General features: G+C 57.9%; 16 protein-coding genes, 1 tRNA gene and 2 rRNA genes (1 of these 19 running past the window's edge). 2 read left to right on the top strand and 17 right to left on the bottom strand.

The annotated features are described in order from the left end of the window. Positions 1-7: 7 nt before the first annotated feature. The 9 genes from fdx to trmJ form a co-directional block, all read right to left on the bottom strand. The gene (gene fdx / locus HU718_RS24940) at positions 8-349 is read right to left on the bottom strand and encodes an ISC system 2Fe-2S type ferredoxin (RefSeq protein WP_007916885.1); all 342 of its coding nucleotides are present in this window, start codon (positions 347-349) and stop codon (positions 8-10) included. Further along, entirely contained in the window at positions 349-2,214 is a 1,866-nt protein-coding gene (gene hscA / locus HU718_RS24945) for a Fe-S protein assembly chaperone HscA (protein ID WP_064118925.1), read from the bottom strand. Before hscA ends, fdx begins: the two co-directional genes overlap by 1 nt. Positions 2,215-2,265: 51 nt before the next feature. Next, the gene (hscB, locus tag HU718_RS24950; protein WP_007916889.1) at positions 2,266-2,787 is read right to left on the bottom strand and encodes a co-chaperone HscB; all 522 of its coding nucleotides are present in this window, start codon (positions 2,785-2,787) and stop codon (positions 2,266-2,268) included. A gap of 8 nt (positions 2,788-2,795) precedes the next feature. Beyond that, the gene (gene iscA / locus HU718_RS24955; RefSeq protein WP_003227904.1) at positions 2,796-3,119 is read right to left on the bottom strand and encodes an iron-sulfur cluster assembly protein IscA; all 324 of its coding nucleotides are present in this window, start codon (positions 3,117-3,119) and stop codon (positions 2,796-2,798) included. A 34-nt stretch (positions 3,120-3,153) separates the two neighbouring features. Next, positions 3,154-3,540 carry a Fe-S cluster assembly scaffold IscU gene (iscU, locus tag HU718_RS24960; protein ID WP_003227907.1) on the bottom strand — a complete coding sequence of 129 codons (387 nt, stop codon included), beginning with the start codon at positions 3,538-3,540 and terminating at the stop codon, positions 3,154-3,156. A gap of 101 nt (positions 3,541-3,641) precedes the next feature. Next, complete coding sequence (locus HU718_RS24965) at positions 3,642-4,856, bottom strand: IscS subfamily cysteine desulfurase (RefSeq protein ID WP_150730736.1); 1,215 nt, start codon at positions 4,854-4,856, stop codon at positions 3,642-3,644. A gap of 47 nt (positions 4,857-4,903) precedes the next feature. Then, positions 4,904-5,395, bottom strand: coding sequence for a Fe-S cluster assembly transcriptional regulator IscR (gene iscR, locus HU718_RS24970; protein ID WP_003227911.1), 492 nt, complete (start codon positions 5,393-5,395; stop codon positions 4,904-4,906). Between the two features lie 238 nt (positions 5,396-5,633). Continuing rightward, complete coding sequence (cysE, locus tag HU718_RS24975) at positions 5,634-6,410, bottom strand: serine O-acetyltransferase (protein WP_007916901.1); 777 nt, start codon at positions 6,408-6,410, stop codon at positions 5,634-5,636. Positions 6,411-6,413: 3 nt separating this feature from the next. Further along, complete coding sequence (gene trmJ / locus HU718_RS24980; protein ID WP_095122505.1) at positions 6,414-7,184, bottom strand: tRNA (cytosine(32)/uridine(32)-2'-O)-methyltransferase TrmJ; 771 nt, start codon at positions 7,182-7,184, stop codon at positions 6,414-6,416. A gap of 145 nt (positions 7,185-7,329) precedes the next feature. Here trmJ and suhB point away from each other — a divergent pair, with 145 nt between their 5' ends. Continuing rightward, positions 7,330-8,148: a type III secretion system regulator SuhB gene (suhB, locus tag HU718_RS24985; protein ID WP_016773320.1), complete on the top strand. Its 819-nt coding sequence runs from the start codon at positions 7,330-7,332 to the stop codon at positions 8,146-8,148. A 249-nt stretch (positions 8,149-8,397) separates the two neighbouring features. Here the strand turns inward: suhB and HU718_RS24990 are convergent, their stop codons facing one another. The 6 genes from HU718_RS24990 to queA form a co-directional block, all read right to left on the bottom strand. Then, positions 8,398-8,946: a glycine zipper 2TM domain-containing protein gene (locus tag HU718_RS24990; protein WP_007916907.1), complete on the bottom strand. Its 549-nt coding sequence runs from the start codon at positions 8,944-8,946 to the stop codon at positions 8,398-8,400. 121 nt (positions 8,947-9,067) lie between these two features. Next, a complete protein-coding gene (secF, locus tag HU718_RS24995) occupies positions 9,068-9,982 on the bottom strand; it encodes a protein translocase subunit SecF (protein WP_095123431.1) in 915 nt (304 codons plus the stop codon). Positions 9,983-9,991: 9 nt separating this feature from the next. After that, positions 9,992-11,860, bottom strand: coding sequence for a protein translocase subunit SecD (secD, locus tag HU718_RS25000; protein ID WP_077574432.1), 1,869 nt, complete (start codon positions 11,858-11,860; stop codon positions 9,992-9,994). 64 nt (positions 11,861-11,924) lie between these two features. Beyond that, complete coding sequence (gene yajC, locus HU718_RS25005; protein WP_007916913.1) at positions 11,925-12,263, bottom strand: preprotein translocase subunit YajC; 339 nt, start codon at positions 12,261-12,263, stop codon at positions 11,925-11,927. Between the two features lie 43 nt (positions 12,264-12,306). Beyond that, complete coding sequence (gene tgt / locus HU718_RS25010; protein WP_162130185.1) at positions 12,307-13,422, bottom strand: tRNA guanosine(34) transglycosylase Tgt; 1,116 nt, start codon at positions 13,420-13,422, stop codon at positions 12,307-12,309. A gap of 14 nt (positions 13,423-13,436) precedes the next feature. Continuing rightward, positions 13,437-14,501: a tRNA preQ1(34) S-adenosylmethionine ribosyltransferase-isomerase QueA gene (gene queA, locus HU718_RS25015; protein WP_016984383.1), complete on the bottom strand. Its 1,065-nt coding sequence runs from the start codon at positions 14,499-14,501 to the stop codon at positions 13,437-13,439. A 108-nt stretch (positions 14,502-14,609) separates the two neighbouring features. On the opposite strand from queA, the gene HU718_RS25020 reads away from it, so the two are divergent. Then, positions 14,610-14,694: transfer RNA gene (locus HU718_RS25020), tRNA-Leu, on the top strand. Positions 14,695-15,268: 574 nt separating this feature from the next. Here HU718_RS25020 and rrf read toward each other — a convergent pair. Beyond that, a 5S ribosomal RNA gene (rrf, locus tag HU718_RS25025) occupies positions 15,269-15,384 on the bottom strand. 171 nt (positions 15,385-15,555) lie between these two features. Further along, positions 15,556-17,939: ribosomal RNA gene (locus tag HU718_RS25030) — 23S ribosomal RNA — on the bottom strand; it runs 510 nt beyond the window's last position.

The raw sequence follows: 17,939 nt of genomic DNA on the forward strand, positions 1-17,939 counted from the left end.
TTACCAGTCAGTGCGGCGCTTCGGCCGCATGGTTAAGCGAATATTTCGGAATTTCGACGGTGATGTCTTCTTCACCAACAATAGCCTGGCAAGCCAGACGCGATTGCGCTTCCAGACCCCAGGCACGATCGAGGAAGTCTTCTTCCAGCTCGTCAGCCTCTTCCATCGAGTCGAAACCCTCGCGGATGATGCAGTGGCAGGTGGTGCAAGCGCAGACGCCGCCGCAGGCGCTTTCCATCTCGATGTGGTGTTCGTGGGCCAGTTCGAGAATCGATGTGCCGGGCGCAGCCTCGACCACCATGCCTTCAGGGCAGAACTTCTCGTGGGGCAGAAAAATGACCTGCGGCATCAGATATCCTCGATTTCATTCAGATTGCGCCCCGACAGAGCGGCTTTCACCGTCAGATCCATGCGGCGGGCAGCAAAAGCATCGGTCACTTGCGACAGACGCTTGGTCTGCTGCTCGATGGCGTAACCATCAGTACCTTTCATCAGTTCGGCCAATTCCTGCAGCTGCAGGTCGATAACCATGCGCTCTTCGGCGTCGAGCAAACGCTCGCCATCGGCTTCCAGAGCGCCCTGCACCGCTTCGATCAGGCGCTGGGCATCGACTTGCTGCTCACGCAGGACGCGGGCGACCTTGTCGTCATTGGCGTGCTGAAACGAATCTTTCAGCATCTTGGCAATCTCGCCGTCGGTCAGACCGTAGGACGGTTTGACCTGAATGCTCGCCTCAACGCCCGAACCCAGCTCACGGGCAGAAACGCTGAGCAGGCCGTCGGCGTCGACCTGGAAGGTCACGCGAATCTTCGCTGCACCGGCGACCATCGCCGGGATACCACGCAATTCGAAGCGCGCCAATGAACGGCAGTCGCTGATCAGCTCGCGCTCGCCCTGCAGAACGTGGATCGCCATGGCCGACTGGCCGTCTTTATAAGTAGTGAAATCTTGTGCGCGAGCGACGGGGATGGTGGTGTTGCGCGGAATCACCTTCTCCATCAGGCCGCCCATGGTTTCCAGCCCCAGGGACAGCGGAATCACGTCGAGCAGCAGCAGTTCGCCGCCATCACGCTTGTTGCCAGCCAATGTGTCGGCCTGGATCGCGGCACCGATGGCCACCACTTGATCCGGGTCGATTTCAGTCAGCGGCTGACGACCAAAGGCTTCGGCAACAGCTTCGCGAACACGCGGAACGCGGGTCGAACCGCCAACCATGACCACGGCGTGCACGTCTTCCAGCTCAATTCCGGAATCGCGAACGGCGCGACGGCAGGCTTTCAGGCTGCGCGCGACCATTGGCTCGATCAACGCATCGAAGGCTTCGCGAGTCAGCGGCGCTTTCCAGTCGCCATAGGCCACTTCAACGCTGGCCGCATCGGTCAGCGCTTCTTTGGCCGCACAAGCGGTTTGCAACAGATTGCGTTGTGCGCCCGGATCGAGATCGGCGGACAGGCCCGCGCTCTCGATGATCCAGCCAGCAATCGCGTGATCAAAGTCGTCGCCGCCCAGCGCGCTGTCGCCGCCAGTGGCCAGAACCTCGAAAACACCGCCAGTCAGACGCAGAATCGAAATATCGAAGGTGCCGCCGCCCAGATCATAAATTGCGACCAGGCCTTCAGCGTGTTGATCCAGACCGTACGCCACAGCGGCCGCAGTCGGCTCATTGAGCAGACGCAGCACGTTCAGACCGGCCAATTTGGCCGCATCCTTGGTGGCTTGGCGCTGGGCATCATCGAAGTAAGCAGGAACGGTGATCACCGCGCCCACCAGTTCGCCACCCAAGGTCGCTTCAGCGCGCTGACGCAGCACCTTGAGGATATCGGCGGAGACTTCGACCGGGCTTTTCGGGCCCTGCACGGTGTCGATGAACGGCATGTGCGACTCGCCACCGACAAAGCGGTATGGCAGTTGTTCGCCCAATTGCTTGACGTCGGACAGACCACGACCCATCAAGCGCTTGACCGACAGCACGGTGTTCAAAGGATCGGAAGCGGCAGCCAGTTTGGCCGACTCGCCGACTTCGACGCGATCGGCGTGGTAACGCACAGCAGACGGCAGGATGACCTGCCCGTTTGCGTCGGCCAACGGCTCGGAAAGACCACTGCGCAACGCAGCGACCAGCGAATTGGTAGTGCCCAAGTCGATCCCCACAGCCAGACGACGCTGGTGCGGTTGAGGACTTTGGCCGGGTTCGGCGATCTGCAGTAGGGCCATCGTGATCAGGACTTATCTGTATATCAGGCGTGCGACCGGAGCGGCACTGGGTTAATCGTCGAGGCGCTCTTCTAACTGGCGCACTTCGTAGGTGAGCTTGTCGAGGAACTGCATGCGCCGCATCAGGCGTTCGGCCTGTTCGCGTTGCGCTGCATCATCCCAACAGGCTGCGAAGCTTTCATTGAGTTCTTCCTGAGCCACTTTCAAGCGCCGCTTGAACACCGCGACACCGTCGAGGTCGGCACTGTCCTGGAGGTCTTCAAGTTCTTCGCGCCATTGCATCTGCTGCAGAAGAAACTCGGGATCATGGACCGTGACTTCCATCGGCACCTCATGCCCGCTGATGGTCAGCAGGTAGCGTGCGCGCTGGGCCGGACTCTTCAGCGTCTGATAGGCGTCGTTGAGCCGCGCAGACTGCTCGAGTGCCGACCGCTGCTCACGCTCGGAAGCGTCGGCAAAGCGGTCAGGATGAACACCGCGCGCCAACTCACGATAGCGCGTGGCCAACTGCTCGAGATCCAGACGGAAGCCCGGTTGCAGCTCGAATAAAGCAAAATGACAAGGAATACCCACGACAAGCCTCAGATGTTGAAGCTTTCGCCGCAGCCACATTCACCGCGTACGTTGGGGTTGTTGAACTTGAAGCCTTCGTTCAACCCTTCCTTGACGAAGTCGAGCTCGGTGCCGTCCAGGTAGGCGAGGCTTTTCGGGTCGATGATCACTTTTTCGCCGTGACTCTCGAACACCTGATCCTCTGCAACCACCTCGTCGACAAACTCCAGCACGTAGGCAAGGCCGGAACAGCCTGTGGTGCGAACCCCCAGACGAATCCCTTCACCTTTGCCGCGCCCGTCGAGGGAGCGCCGCACGTGTCGAGCAGCCGCTTCTGTCATGCTGATAGCCATCGGTGACTCCTTACTCGTCGCCAAATACAGAAAGTCAGATCAAGCCTTTCTTCTGCTTGTAATCGCGAACAGCCGCCTTGATAGCGTCTTCAGCCAGTACCGAGCAGTGAATCTTTACTGGCGGCAGGGCCAGTTCTTCGGCCAGCTGAGTGTTCTTGATGGTTTCTGCTTCGTCCAGAGTCTTGCCCTTCATCCACTCGGTGGCGAGGGAGCTGGAAGCGATAGCCGAACCGCAGCCGTAGGTCTTGAACTTGGCGTCTTCGATAACGCCCTGATCGTTGACCTTGATTTGCAGACGCATCACGTCGCCGCACGCCGGAGCGCCGACCATGCCGGTGCCGACATCAGGATCTTCCGCGTTCATCTTGCCGACGTTGCGCGGGTTTTCGTAGTGGTCGATGACCTTTTCGCTGTAAGCCATGATTCTCAATCCTCACTCATCAGGGCCGCTCTTGAGACCCTGCAACTGCGCTGCGTAAACCGCCGCGTCGCTACAGGATCTGTATCTGGCGGCTTCTATATTTAGTGTGCCGCCCACTCGATTTTCGAGATATCGACGCCGTCTTTGTACATGTCCCACAGCGGCGACAGAGCGCGCAGCTTGGTAACGGCCTCGCAGACTTTCTGCGCGGCGTAGTCGATTTCTTCTTCGGTGGTGAAACGGCCGAAGGTGAAGCGGATCGAGCTGTGTGCCAGTTCGTCGTTGCGGCCCAGGGCGCGCAGTACGTACGAAGGCTCCAGCGACGCCGAGGTGCACGCCGAACCGGACGATACCGCGAGATCCTTGAGCGCCATGATCAGCGACTCGCCTTCAACGTAGTTGAAGCTCAGGTTCAGGTTGTGCGGAACGCGGGCGGTCAGGCTGCCGTTGACGTACAGCTCTTCCAGGTGCTCGACCTGCTTGTAGAAACGGTCGCTCAAGGCTTTGATACGGACGTTTTCGGCAGCCATGTCTTCTTTGGCCACACGGAACGCTTCGCCCATGCCGACGATCTGGTGGGTCGCCAGGGTGCCGGAACGCATGCCACGCTCGTGACCGCCGCCGTGCATGGTCGCTTCGATGCGCACACGCGGCTTGCGGCTGACGTACAGTGCGCCGATGCCTTTAGGGCCATAGGTTTTGTGGGCGGAGAACGACATCATGTCGACTTTCAGCTTCTGCAGGTCGATCTCGACCTTGCCAGTGGACTGAGCGGCGTCGACGTGGAACAGAACGCCCTTGGCGCGGAGCATTTCGCCGATCGCGGCGATGTCGTTGACGGTGCCGATTTCGTTGTTCACGTGCATCACGGAGACGAGGATGGTGTCTTCGCGCAGTGCAGCATCAATCATGGCCGGAGTGATCAGACCGTCTTCGGTCGGCTCGAGGTAAGTGACCTCAAAACCTTCACGCTCCAGTTGGCGCATGGTGTCGAGGACAGCCTTGTGCTCGATCTTGGAGGTGATCAGGTGCTTGCCCTTGGAGCCGTAGAAATGCGCCGCACCCTTGATTGCCAGGTTGTCGGATTCGGTGGCACCGGAGGTCCAGACGATTTCGCGCGGATCAGCGTTGACCAGATCGGCCACCTGACGACGGGCGTTTTCGACGGACTCTTCAGCCTTCCAGCCGAACACGTGGGAACGGGACGCCGGGTTACCGAAGTTTCCGTCGACCAGCAGGCATTCACTCATTTTTTGCGCAACACGCGGATCAACCGGGGTGGTCGCAGAGTAATCAAGGTAAATCGGCAATTTCATGGACTATCTCCTAAATCAGGGCTGGCGTGCCGCTAGCTCTCTGGCTGTCATTCGACGGCGGACGCTTCAATCTTGTCCAGGCGTGGCGCCTTGCTGTTGCAACGGCGCTGGTCCTGACGCTGGGCTACTTCTTGCACCTCACGGCGAGTCACAAGATCAGCCAAGCTGATACCACTTAGAAATTCGTGAATCTGCAGGCTCAAATCGCACCACAGATGATGGGTCAGGCAGGTGTCGCCGGAATGGCAATCGCCCTGGCCCTGGCATTTGGTGGCATCGACCGATTCGTTTACCGCATCGATCACCTGAGCGACCTGAATGCCCTGCATGTCGCGGGACAACTGGTAACCACCACCCGGGCCGCGAACACTGGAAACCAGGTTGCTGCGGCGCAGCTTGGCGAACAGCTGTTCGAGGTAGGACAGGGAGATGCCTTGGCGCTCGGAGATATCGGCCAGGGACACCGGCCCGTGCTGCGCGTGCAACGCCAGGTCAAGCATGGCGGTCACGGCGTATCGGCCTTTTGTAGTCAGTCGCATGGACAGTTACCACGGAGTTCAGAATGGGGCGAGTATGCAATTCCCGAGTATTTAAGTCAACTTTAAGACCTAGTACTTTAGTCAGGATTACCCGCAAAAGAGCGCGCGCATCATAGCAAAGGCTGGCGGCGTACAGCCAGCGGTACCGCGTTATCGTTCTTCGCGAGCAGGCTCGCTCCCACAAGGGCAATACATTCCAATGTGGGAGCGAGCCTGCTCGCGAAGGCAGCGCTGAGGTTTAGCTGGCTTTGGATTCGTCTTTGCCTTTGACGCAGGCGAAGTCTTCTTCACGCAGTTCAGGCAGATCTTTCGCACAGTAATTACTGCCCAGATCCTTCAGCGCACCACACATCCCTTCCAGCCGTCCGTCCACCGCTTGCAGGTGATCGAGCAACTGACCAATGGCGCGCGCCACCGGGTCGGGCATGTCTTCGCTAACACCGTAGGCGTCGAAACCGATTTTCTCGGCCATAGCCTTGCGCTTGGCGTCCTGCTCTTCGTCAGACTTGACGATGATTCGCCCAGGAATACCGACAACCGTGGCTCCCGGCGGCACTTCTTTGGTCACCACAGCATTGGAGCCGACTTTGGCTCCCGCGCCAACCGTGAACGGACCGAGCACCTTGGCGCCCGCGCCCACGACCACACCATCACCCAGCGTCGGGTGACGCTTGCCTTTGTTCCAGCTGGTACCACCCAGAGTCACGCCCTGATAGATGGTCACGTCATCGCCAATCTCGGCGGTCTCACCGATGACGATGCCCATGCCGTGGTCGATAAAGAAACGACGACCGACCTTGGCGCCCGGATGAATCTCGATCCCGGTCAACCAGCGACCGAAGTTCGATACCAGCCGCGCCAGCCATTTCAGTTCATTGCGCCACAGCATGCCGGCCAATCGATGAATCCAGATCGCATGCATGCCGGGGTAGCAGGTCAGGACTTCAAAAGCGTTACGCGCCGCCGGGTCTCGATGGAATACGCTCTGGATATCTTCACGCAAACGCTCAAACATCATTTAGTCCTTCCGCTTAAGAAGCTCACCACGGGCAGCTTTCTGGGTTTCCGTGAGGATGCCACGCAAAATATTCATTTCCGCCCGGCTGACCGAGCTGCGTCCGTACAACCGGCGCAGGCGCGCCATCAAGTGCCGCGGTTTTTCCGGATCGAGGAATTCGATGGCGACCAGCGTCTGCTCCAGATGCTCATAAAAGCGCTCCAGCTCATCCATGGTCGCCAGCTCGGCGCTTTTCACCGAGGCCACTTCCTCTTTCTCGATCTTGCTCGGCTGACCTTGTGCAGCCAGCCAGGCCATGCGCACTTCGTAGCTCAACACCTGCACCGCCGCGCCGAGGTTCAGCGAGCTGAACTCAGGGTCGGAGGGAATGTGCACGTGAAAGTGACATCGCTGCAGCTCGTCATTGGTCAGGCCGGAATCTTCACGACCGAAGACCAGAGCGATTTCAGCGCCCTGCCCGGCTTCTTCAACCACTTTGGTGCCGCACTCGCGCGGATCCAGCAGCGGCCAGGGGATTCGACGGTCACGAGCGCTGGTGCCAAGCACCAGATTGCAGCCAACCAGAGCATCTTCCAGGGTGGCGACGACCTGCGCGTTTTCAAGGATGTCACCGGCACCGGAAGCACGAGCATCGGCTTCGTGGTGCGGGAAGACCCGCGGTTCGACCAGCACCAATCGCGACAGACCCATGTTTTTCATGGCGCGCGCGGCCCCGCCGATATTGCCGGGGTGGCTGGTATTGACCAGGACGACACGAATGTTCTGCAGCAAGGGAGGCGCTCTCGGACACAGGAAAGGGGTGCAAATCTTACAGAACAGCCTACCGTTAAGCTATGAAAGCGAACAGCGTCCTTCACCTGAAGAAAAGTTCTGATAGAATGCGCGGCTTTCTTTAACAACCTTAGGTGACACATCCATGCAGCCCATGCTGAATATCGCGCTGCGCGCCGCCCGCAGCGCCAGTGAACTGATCTTCCGCTCCATCGAGCGCCTGGATACCATCAAGGTCGACGAAAAAGACGCCAAGGATTATGTATCCGAGGTCGATCGCGCCGCCGAACAGAAAATCATCGATGCCCTGCGCAAGGCTTACCCGAATCACTCGATCCAGGGTGAAGAGACTGGCCTGCACGCCGGCACCGGCATCGAAGGCGAAGAGTACCTGTGGATCATCGATCCACTGGACGGCACCACCAACTTCCTGCGTGGCATTCCGCACTTCGCTGTCAGCATTGCCTGTAAGTACCGTGGCCGCCTGGAACATGCAGTGGTTCTGGACCCGGTTCGCCAGGAAGAATTCACCGCCAGCCGTGGTCGCGGCGCTCAACTGAACGGTCGTCGCCTGCGCGTCAGCGGTCGCACCAGCCTCGACGGCGCCCTGCTGGGTACCGGCTTCCCGTTCCGTGACGACCAGATGGACAACCTCGACAACTACCTGGGCATGTTCCGCGCTCTGGTTGGCCAGACTGCCGGCATCCGCCGCGCCGGTTCGGCGAGCCTGGACCTGGCTTATGTGGCTGCCGGTCGTTTCGACGCGTTCTGGGAGTCAGGCCTGTCCGAGTGGGACATGGCTGCAGGCGCCCTGCTGATTCAAGAAGCTGGCGGCCTGGTGAGCGACTTCACCGGCGGTCACGATTTCCTTGAAAAAGGCCACATCGTTGCCGGCAACACCAAATGCTTCAAGGCAGTGCTGACGGCGATCCAGCCGCACCTGCCGGCTTCGCTGAAGCGCTAAGCTTCCGGCGAGACGAAAAAAGCACCCTTCGGGGTGCTTTTTTTATGCCTGAAATTCGTCACCTGCTACACCACGGGACCAATGTAGGAGTGAGCCTGCTCGCGATAGCGGTGTATCAGCCACCACCTGCATTGAATGATGAATAGCTATCGCGAGCAGGCTCACTCCTACAGGGGATTTGTTGTGCAGCCTAAATGGCGGGCACAAAAAAGCACCCCGCAGGGTGCTTCTTGTTAAAACAGTCGCTCTTTACTGAGCCGGCTCATTCTGCGACAGAATCAGCTTGCCTTCCTTGTCGACCGGAATCTGGTTGCCCGGATCGCGATCCATCCGCACTTTGCCTTCCTTGCCATCGAGCGAGTAACGCACGTCGTAACCGACGACCTTGTCGCTGATGTCATTGACCGTGTTGCAGCGGGTTTGTGTGGTGGTGTAGGTGTCACGCTCTTGCATGCCTTCCTGCACCTTGTTACCCGCATAACCGCCACCGACCGCACCGGCTACCGTGGCAATCTTCTTGCCGGTGCCGCCGCCAATCTGATTACCCAGCAAACCACCTGCCAGTGCACCCACAACGGTACCGGCAATCTGGTGTTGATCTTTTACCGGTGCCTGACGAGTCACTGTCACGTCCTTGCACACTTCACGTGGAGTCTTGATCTGTGTTTTAACCGGTTCAACGGCCAATACTTGCGCATACTCAGGGCCGCTTTTAACCAGGCTGTAGGTGGCAACAGCACCCCCGGCAGTCACACCGACAGCACCCAATACCGCACCAACCAGCAACGACTTGTTCACATGAACCTCCTGACCATCACATGCGGGACGCGCCCGCGCTTCTCCCAGCCTTGGAGCATAAAAAAAGGCGCGAGTTCAACTCGCGCCTTTCTTGGGCTGACAGCCGGGAAAACGATGGCCGTTATGGACGGTCGTCGACTTCCTTCTCGGTGTTGGCCGGAGGAATCAGATCCTCGGTGGTCAGGTTCAGCCAGATCAGCACCACGTTAGCGATGTAGATCGACGAGTAAGTACCCGCCAGAACACCGATAAACAGCGCGATCGAGAAGCCGAACAGGTTGTCACCGCCGAAGAACAGCAGAGCGGCGATCGCCAGCAAGGTGGAGATCGACGTCGCCATGGTGCGCAGCAGGGTCTGCGTGGTCGAGATGTTGATGTTCTCGATCAGCGTTGCCTTGCGCAGCACACGGAAGTTCTCACGAACCCGGTCGAATACCACGATGGTGTCGTTCAGCGAGTAACCGATAATCGCCAGCACCGCCGCCAGCACGGTCAGATCGAAAGTGATCTGGAAGTACGACAGGATACCGATGGTTACGATCACGTCGTGAATCAGCGAAACGATGGCGCCGACCGCGAACTTCCACTGAAAGCGGAAAGCCAGGTAGATCAGGATGCCGCCGAGCGCCAGCAGCATGCCGAGGCCGCCCTGGTCGCGCAGCTCTTCACCGACCTGCGGGCCGACGAACTCGACACGCTTGACCGTTGCCGGGTTGTCGCCGCCGACCTTCAGCAGCGCTTCCGCCACCTGATGGCCCAGTTGCGGGTCTTCACCCGGCATGCGCACCAGCAGATCGGTAGTCGCACCGAAGCTCTGCACGATTGCTTCGTGGTAACCCGACGTCGCCAGTTGCTCACGCACCTTGGTAACGTCGGCCGGACGCTCGTAGGTCAGCTCGATGAGCGTACCGCCAGTGAAGTCCAGACCCCAGTTCATACCCTTGGTCACGACACTGAACATAGCCAGCAACGTGAGAAACACTGTGACGCCGAACGCGAAGTTGCGAACGCCCATGAAGTTGATTGTACGTAACATGGCAGCCCCTTAAATCCACAACTTCTTGAAGTCACGTCCGCCAAAGATCAGGTTGACCATTGCGCGGGTCACCATGATGGCCGTGAACATCGAGGTAAAGATCCCGAGGGACATGGTCACTGCGAAACCTTTGACCGGGCCGGTGCCCATGGCAAAGAGAATCCCGCCGACCAACAACGTGGTCAGGTTGGCATCGAGAATCGCGGTGAATGCCCGGCCGAAGCCTTCGTTGATTGCACGCTGCACGGTCATGCCGGCGGCGATCTCTTCACGGATCCGCGAGAAGATCAGCACGTTGGCGTCGACCGCCATACCCATGGTCAGCACGATACCGGCGATACCCGGCAGGGTCAGCGTTGCACCCAGCAGCGACATCAGGGCCAGCAGCAGCACCATGTTCACCGCCAGTGCGACGGTGGCGATGATGCCGAAGAAGCGGTAGATGGCGATGATGAACAGCGACACGAACAGCATGCCCCACAGCGAGGCGTCGATACCTTTGGTGATGTTGTCAGCACCCAGGCTCGGGCCGATGGTGCGCTCTTCAGCGAAGTACATCGGTGCAGCCAGACCACCGGCGCGCAGCAGCAGAGCCAGTTCGGACGATTCACCCTGACCGTTCAGGCCAGTGATACGGAACTGAGCACCCAGCGGCGACTGGATGGTCGCCAGGCTGATGATCTTCTTCTCTTCTTTGAACGTTTGCACCGCAACGTCTTTCTCGACGCCATCGACCACTTGCTTGGTGTAAGTGGTGATCGGGCGCTGTTCGATGAAGATCACCGCCATGCTGCGACCAACGTTCGAACGAGTAGCGCGGCTCATCAGCTCACCACCGTGACCATCCAGACGGATGTTCACTTCCGGGGTGCCGTGCTCGCCGAAACCGGCCTTGGCGTCGGTGACCTGGTCACCGGTGATGATCAGACCACGCTCGATCTGCGCTGGCGGACGATTACCCTCACGGAACTCGAAGGTTTCGGAGGTGGCTTTCGAAGCACCTGGCTCGGCAGCCAGACGGAACTCAAGGTTGGCCGTCTTGCCGAGAATACGCTTGGCTTCGGCAGTGTCCTGCACGCCCGGCAGCTCAACCACGATGCGGTTGGCGCCCTGACGCTGCACGATCGGTTCGGCAACACCCAGCTCGTTGACGCGGTTACGTACCGTGGTCAAGTTCTGCTTGATGGAGTACTCACGGATTTCCGCCAGCTTGGCCGGGGTCATCGCCAGACGCAGCACCGGTTGACCATTAAGGTCGGCCGGAACAATGTCGAAATCGTTGAAGTTCTTGCGGATCAGTGCACGGGCCTGTTCGCGGGAATCTTCATCGCTGAAGCCCAGCTGAATGGCACCGCCCAGTTGCGGCAGGCTGCGATAGCGCAGCTTCTCTTTGCGCAGCAGGCTCTTGACGTCGCCTTCGTAGACTTTCAGGCGTGCATCGAGGGCTTTGTCCATGTCCACTTCCAGCAGGAAGTGCACACCACCGGACAAGTCCAGACCCAGCTTCATCGGGTGCGCACCCAGATTGCGCAGCCACTGCGGAGTGGTCTGTGCCAGGTTCAGCGCGACAACGTAGTCGTCACCCAATGCCTTGCGCACAACGTCTTTGGCCGGCAGCTGGTCTTCAGCCTTGCTCAGACGGATCAGACCGCCCTTGCCGTTGGCGGCCAGCGTGGCTGCCTTGACGTTGATCCCGGACTCCTTGAGCGCAGTGCTCACACGATCCAGATCAGCCTGATTGACTTGCAGCGCAGTGCTTGCACCGCTGACCTGAATGGCCGGGTCATCGGGGTATAGATTCGGAGCGGAATAAATCAGACCGATCGCCAGCACCGCCAGGATCAGAATGTATTTCCACAGAGGATATTTGTTCAGCATCACGCCGCCCGTTATGAACGCGGGGCGCCTTGCGCGCCCCGTCGATTGAGTAGAAGTTGTTGCTTCAGATCGCTTTCAGCGTGCCTTTTGGCAGCGTGGCGGCGATGGCGCCTTTCTGGAACTTCATTTCCACGGTGTCGGAAACTTCCAGAACCACGAAGTCATCGGCCACTTTGGTGATCTTGCCGGCGATGCCGCCAGTGGTCACAACTTCGTCACCTTTTTGCAGGCTGCTCAGCAGGTTCTTCTGCTCTTTGGCGCGCTTGGCCTGTGGACGCCAGATCATCAGGTAGAAGATGACCAGGAAGCCGACCAGGAAAATCCACTCGAAACCGCCGCCCATTGGGCCGGCAGCAGCCGGTGCAGCCGCGTCAGCCATGGCGTTAGAGATAAAAAAGCTCATTTAGCACTCCAGTTGCAAATGTTGAATCTTGGGGTCAGAAAACTCAGTCCAAAGGCGGAACGGGGAGCCCGCGTTTGGCGTAGAAGGCATCGACAAAGGCGGCCAATGTACCCTGTTGAATAGCCTCGCGCAAACCAGCCATCAGCACCTGATAATGGCGCAAGTTATGGATGGTATTGAGCATGCTTCCCAGCATTTCGCCGCACTTGTCCAGGTGATGCAGATAAGCGCGGGAGAAGTTCTGGCAGGTATAGCAATCGCAGGTCGGATCCAGCGGCGATTCATCATGGCGATGGAACGCGTTACGGATCTTCAGCACGCCGGTATCAATGAACAGATGCCCATTGCGGGCATTACGGGTTGGCATCACGCAATCGAACATGTCCACACCGCGGCGCACACCCTCAACCAGATCTTCCGGTTTGCCAACACCCATAAGGTAACGAGGTTTGTCAGCCGGCATCATGCCTGGCAGATAATCCAGAACCTTGATCATCTCGTGCTTCGGCTCGCCCACCGACAGACCGCCAATAGCCAGGCCATCGAAGCCGATCTTGTCGAGGCCTTCGAGCGAGCGCATGCGCAGATCCTGGTGCATGCCGCCCTGAACGATGCCGAACAACGCGGCGGTATTGTCGCCGTGAGCATTTTTCGAACGCTGAGCCCAGCGCAGCGACAACTCCATCGATACGCGAGCAACATCTTCGTCAGCCGGGTACGGCGTGCATTCGTCGAAAATCATCACAATGTCGGAGCCGAGATCGCGCTGCACCTGCATCGATTCTTCCGGGCCCATGAAAACTTTTGCGCCGTCGACCGGGGAGGCGAAGGTCACGCCCTCCTCCTTGATCTTGCGCATCGCGCCGAGGCTGAACACCTGAAAACCGCCGGAGTCAGTGAGGATCGGGCCTTTCCACTGCATGAAATCGTGCAGGTCGCCATGCTCCTTGATCACTTGGGTGCCAGGGCGCAGCCACAGGTGAAAGGTGTTGCCCAGAATGATTTCAGCGCCGGTGGCAACGATGTCACGCGGCAACATGCCCTTGACCGTGCCGTAAGTGCCCACCGGCATGAACGCCGGGGTCTCGACGGTGCCACGCGGGAAAGTCAGGCGACCACGCCGGGCCTTGCCATCGGTGGCCAGAAGTTCAAAGGACATGCGACATTCGCGACTCATTCTGTTTCCTCTGGGCCTGTTTGTTCAGGGGCAGTCGGTGCGGGATTACGGGTGATGAACATCGCATCACCGTAGCTGAAAAAACGGTAACCGTTATCGACGGCGGCCTTGTAGGCAGCCATGGTCTCGGGATAACCGGCAAATGCCGAAACCAGCATCAACAGCGTCGATTCCGGCAAATGGAAATTGGTCACCAAGGCATCGACCACATGGAACGGTCGGCCCGGGAAGATAAAGATATCGGTGTCGCCACTGAACGGCTTGAGCACGCCATCGCGTGCAGCACTTTCCAGCGAACGCACGCTGGTGGTACCGACCGCAATCACTCGACCACCGCGCGCACGGCACGCTGCGACCGCATCGACCACGTCCTGGCCGACTTCCAGCCACTCGGTGTGCATGTGGTGATCTTCAAGTTTTTCGACGCGTACTGGCTGGAACGTCCCCGCGCCAACATGCAGCGTGACGAACGTTGTCTCGACGCCCTTGGCAGCAATCGCCTCCATCAGCGACTGATCGAAATGCAGGCCCGCCGTAGGCGCCGCCACTGCACCCAAGCGCTCGGCGTACACAGTCTGATAACGCTCGCGATCCGAACCTTCATCCGGGCGATCGATATAGGGAGGCAACGGCATGTGCCCGACACGATCGAGCAGCGGCAACACTTCTTCAGCGAAGGCCAGTTCGAACAGCGCATCGTGACGCGCGAGCATTTCTGCCTCGCCGCCGCCATCGATAAGGATCTTCGAACCCGGTTTTGGCGACTTGCTGGAGCGCACATGAGCCAGTACGCGATGGGTATCGAGCACGCGTTCGATGAGGATTTCCAACTTGCCGCCGGACGCTTTCTGCCCGAACAGCCGCGCCGGAATCACCCGGGTATTGTTGAACACCATCAAATCGCCCGGGCGCAAATGCTCAAGCAAATCAGTGAATTGACGGTGTGCAAGGGCGCCGCTCGGCCCATCCAGGGTCAGCAGGCGACTACCGCGACGCTCGGCCAAAGGGTGGCGGGCGATCAGCGAATCAGGGAGCTCGAAAGTAAAGTCAGCAACGCGCATGATGGGGTTCGTCTAGCAGGGCCGGAAAGTTTAGCGGAAATATCGAAAATAGACCATGAAACGTGATTGACCAACGGTAATCTCATCTCTATACTTCGCCGCCATTGAGCCCTGATGGCGGAATTGGTAGACGCGGCGGATTCAAAATCCGTTTTCGAAAGGAGTGGGAGTTCGAGTCTCCCTCGGGGCACCATTTGCAAGACATAGACGACTACCAGCGTCTACGTAACACCTCTAAAGCCCGCTAACTGCGGGCTTTTTTGTTTCCGGAATTTCATCCCCCCTTGCAAGACAGCTTCTTTTTACAAGCGCTCTACAGACTCCAGAGCGCACAGTCACGCCCCACCTCACTCGCTCGCAAATCAAAGCCTCCAGGCAACCGAGAAGCAAGACACATTGCTTAATAGCTCGGGCATTACCCTTATGCTTCAACCAAGCAAGCGCAGCTCCGCTACAAACTCCTCTGGCGCTCTCATAGGGCCGTCAGGCGCATCTGCCCGAACAAAACCTTACAGAGGCTCATAAGAGGACTGCTGAGCGAATATCGACTCGTTGCACTCATCACATCGCGGGCGCGCTGCTACGCGAACGTGGACGGCCTAAGGGCCCTATGGCGAATGTCGCAGACGGCACCGCTGGGGAGCAATACTGGCGCTGCCCTGACATAACAACGAATCATGATTAGAGTTGCCCGAGAACGCTCAAATACTTTCCTGCGGGCAAAACAAAACCCCAACTGCTTTCGCAATTGGGGTTTCGGAATTTAATCTTGACGATGACCTACTCTCACATGGGGAAACCCCACACTACCATCGGCGATGCATCGTTTCACTGCTGAGTTCGGGATGGGATCAGGTGGTTCCAACGCTCTATGGTCGTCAAGAAATTCGGGTACTGAGTCGTGGCCAAGTGGCCTCGCTTCAGCAAATTGGGTATGTGATGGCTTTCGGTGTTTTGTGCTGCTTTTTTAAGTGCAGTCGAACTTTCGGTTCGTTTCGTCTTCACACACCGCAATCTGGTGCCTTTTCAGGTCAGCAAATTGCTTGGGTGTTATATGGTCAAGCCTCACGGGCAATTAGTATTGGTTAGCTCAACGCCTCACAGCGCTTACACACCCAACCTATCAACGTCGTAGTCTTCGACGGCCCTTCAGGGAACTCAAGGTTCCAGTGAGATCTCATCTTGAGGCAAGTTTCCCGCTTAGATGCTTTCAGCGGTTATCTTTCCCGAACATAGCTACCCGGCAATGCCACTGGCGTGACAACCGGAACACCAGAGGTTCGTCCACTCCGGTCCTCTCGTACTAGGAGCAGCCCCTCTCAAATCTCAAACGTCCACGGCAGATAGGGACCGAACTGTCTCACGACGTTCTAAACCCAGCTCGCGTACCACTTTAAATGGCGAACAGCCATACCCTTGGGACCGGCTTCAGCCCCAGGATGTGATGAGCCGACATCGAGGTGCCAAACACCGCCGTCGATATGAACTCTTGGGCGGTATCAGCCTGTTATCCCCGGAGTACCTTTTATCCGTTGAGCGATGGCCCTTCCATACAGAACCACCGGATCACTAAGACCTACTTTCGTACCTGCTCGACGTGTCTGTCTCGCAGTCAAGCGCGCTTTTGCCTTTATACTCTACGACCGATTTCCGACCGGTCTGAGCGCACCTTCGTACTCCTCCGTTACTCTTTAGGAGGAGACCGCCCCAGTCAAACTACCCACCATACACTGTCCTCGATCCGGATAACGGACCTGAGTTAGAACCTCAAAGTTGCCAGGGTGGTATTTCAAGGATGGCTCCACGCGAACTGGCGTCCACGCTTCAAAGCCTCCCACCTATCCTACACAAGCAAATTCAAAGTCCAGTGCAAAGCTATAGTAAAGGTTCACGGGGTCTTTCCGTCTAGCCGCGGATACACTGCATCTTCACAGCGATTTCAATTTCACTGAGTCTCGGGTGGAGACAGCGCCGCCATCGTTACGCCATTCGTGCAGGTCGGAACTTACCCGACAAGGAATTTCGCTACCTTAGGACCGTTATAGTTACGGCCGCCGTTTACCGGGGCTTCGATCAAGAGCTTCGCGTTAGCTAACCCCATCAATTAACCTTCCGGCACCGGGCAGGCGTCACACCCTATACGTCCACTTTCGTGTTTGCAGAGTGCTGTGTTTTTAATAAACAGTCGCAGCGGCCTGGTATCTTCGACCGGCATGAGCTTACGGAGCAAGTCCTTCACCCTCACCGGCGCACCTTCTCCCGAAGTTACGGTGCCATTTTGCCTAGTTCCTTCACCCGAGTTCTCTCAAGCGCCTTGGTATTCTCTACCCAACCACCTGTGTCGGTTTGGGGTACGGTTCCTGGTTACCTGAAGCTTAGAAGCTTTTCTTGGAAGCATGGCATCAACCACTTCGTCACCCAAAGGGTAACTCGTCATCAGCTCTCGGCCTTAAGATCCCGGATTTACCTAAGATCTCAGCCTACCACCTTAAACTTGGACAACCAACGCCAAGCTGGCCTAGCCTTCTCCGTCCCTCCATCGCAATAACCAGAAGTACAGGAATATTAACCTGTTTTCCATCGACTACGCTTTTCAGCCTCGCCTTAGGGACCGACTAACCCTGCGTCGATTAACGTTGCGCAGGAAACCTTGGTCTTTCGGCGTGGGTGTTTTTCACACCCATTGTCGTTACTCATGTCAGCATTCGCACTTCTGATACCTCCAGCAAGCTTCTCAACTCACCTTCACAGGCTTACAGAACGCTCCTCTACCGCATCACCCGAAGGTGATACCCGTAGCTTCGGTGTATGGTTTGAGCCCCGTTACATCTTCCGCGCAGGCCGACTCGACTAGTGAGCTATTACGCTTTCTTTAAAGGGTGGCTGCTTCTAAGCCAACCTCCTAGCTGTCTAAGCCTTCCCACATCGTTTCCCACTTAACCATAACTTTGGGACCTTAGCTGACGGTCTGGGTTGTTTCCCTTTTCACGACGGACGTTAGCACCCGCCGTGTGTCTCCCATGCTCGGCACTTGTAGGTATTCGGAGTTTGCATCGGTTTGGTAAGTCGGGATGACCCCCTAGCCGAAACAGTGCTCTACCCCCTACAGTGATACATGAGGCGCTACCTAAATAGCTTTCGAGGAGAACCAGCTATCTCCGAGCTTGATTAGCCTTTCACTCCGATCCACAGGTCATCCGCTAACTTTTCAACGGTAGTCGGTTCGGTCCTCCAGTTAGTGTTACCCAACCTTCAACCTGCCCATGGATAGATCGCCCGGTTTCGGGTCTATTCCCAGCGACTAGACGCCCTATTAAGACTCGCTTTCGCTACGCCTCCCCTATTCGGTTAAGCTCGCCACTGAAAATAAGTCGCTGACCCATTATACAAAAGGTACGCAGTCACAGAACAAAGTCTGCTCCCACTGCTTGTACGCAT

This window comes from Pseudomonas tensinigenes, from assembly GCF_014268445.2.
In the GTDB taxonomy this organism is placed as follows: Bacteria; Pseudomonadota; Gammaproteobacteria; order Pseudomonadales; family Pseudomonadaceae; genus Aquipseudomonas; species Aquipseudomonas tensinigenes.

Coding starts and splice junctions, on each gene's coding strand:
- suhB (WP_016773320.1), top strand. CDS start 7,330: ATGCAGCCCATGCTGAATATCGCGCTGCGCGCCGCCCGCAGCGCCAGT.
- iscU (WP_003227907.1), bottom strand. CDS start 3,540: ATGGCTTACAGCGAAAAGGTCATCGACCACTACGAAAACCCGCGCAAC.
- secF (WP_095123431.1), bottom strand. CDS start 9,982: ATGTTACGTACAATCAACTTCATGGGCGTTCGCAACTTCGCGTTCGGC.
- iscA (WP_003227904.1), bottom strand. CDS start 3,119: ATGGCTATCAGCATGACAGAAGCGGCTGCTCGACACGTGCGGCGCTCC.
- secD (WP_077574432.1), bottom strand. CDS start 11,860: ATGCTGAACAAATATCCTCTGTGGAAATACATTCTGATCCTGGCGGTG.
- iscR (WP_003227911.1), bottom strand. CDS start 5,395: ATGCGACTGACTACAAAAGGCCGATACGCCGTGACCGCCATGCTTGAC.
- queA (WP_016984383.1), bottom strand. CDS start 14,501: ATGCGCGTTGCTGACTTTACTTTCGAGCTCCCTGATTCGCTGATCGCC.
- tgt (WP_162130185.1), bottom strand. CDS start 13,422: ATGTCCTTTGAACTTCTGGCCACCGATGGCAAGGCCCGGCGTGGTCGC.
- fdx (WP_007916885.1), bottom strand. CDS start 349: ATGCCGCAGGTCATTTTTCTGCCCCACGAGAAGTTCTGCCCTGAAGGC.
- hscA (WP_064118925.1), bottom strand. CDS start 2,214: ATGGCCCTACTGCAGATCGCCGAACCCGGCCAAAGTCCTCAACCGCAC.
- HU718_RS24965 (WP_150730736.1), bottom strand. CDS start 4,856: ATGAAATTGCCGATTTACCTTGATTACTCTGCGACCACCCCGGTTGAT.
- yajC (WP_007916913.1), bottom strand. CDS start 12,263: ATGAGCTTTTTTATCTCTAACGCCATGGCTGACGCGGCTGCACCGGCT.
- cysE (WP_007916901.1), bottom strand. CDS start 6,410: ATGTTTGAGCGTTTGCGTGAAGATATCCAGAGCGTATTCCATCGAGAC.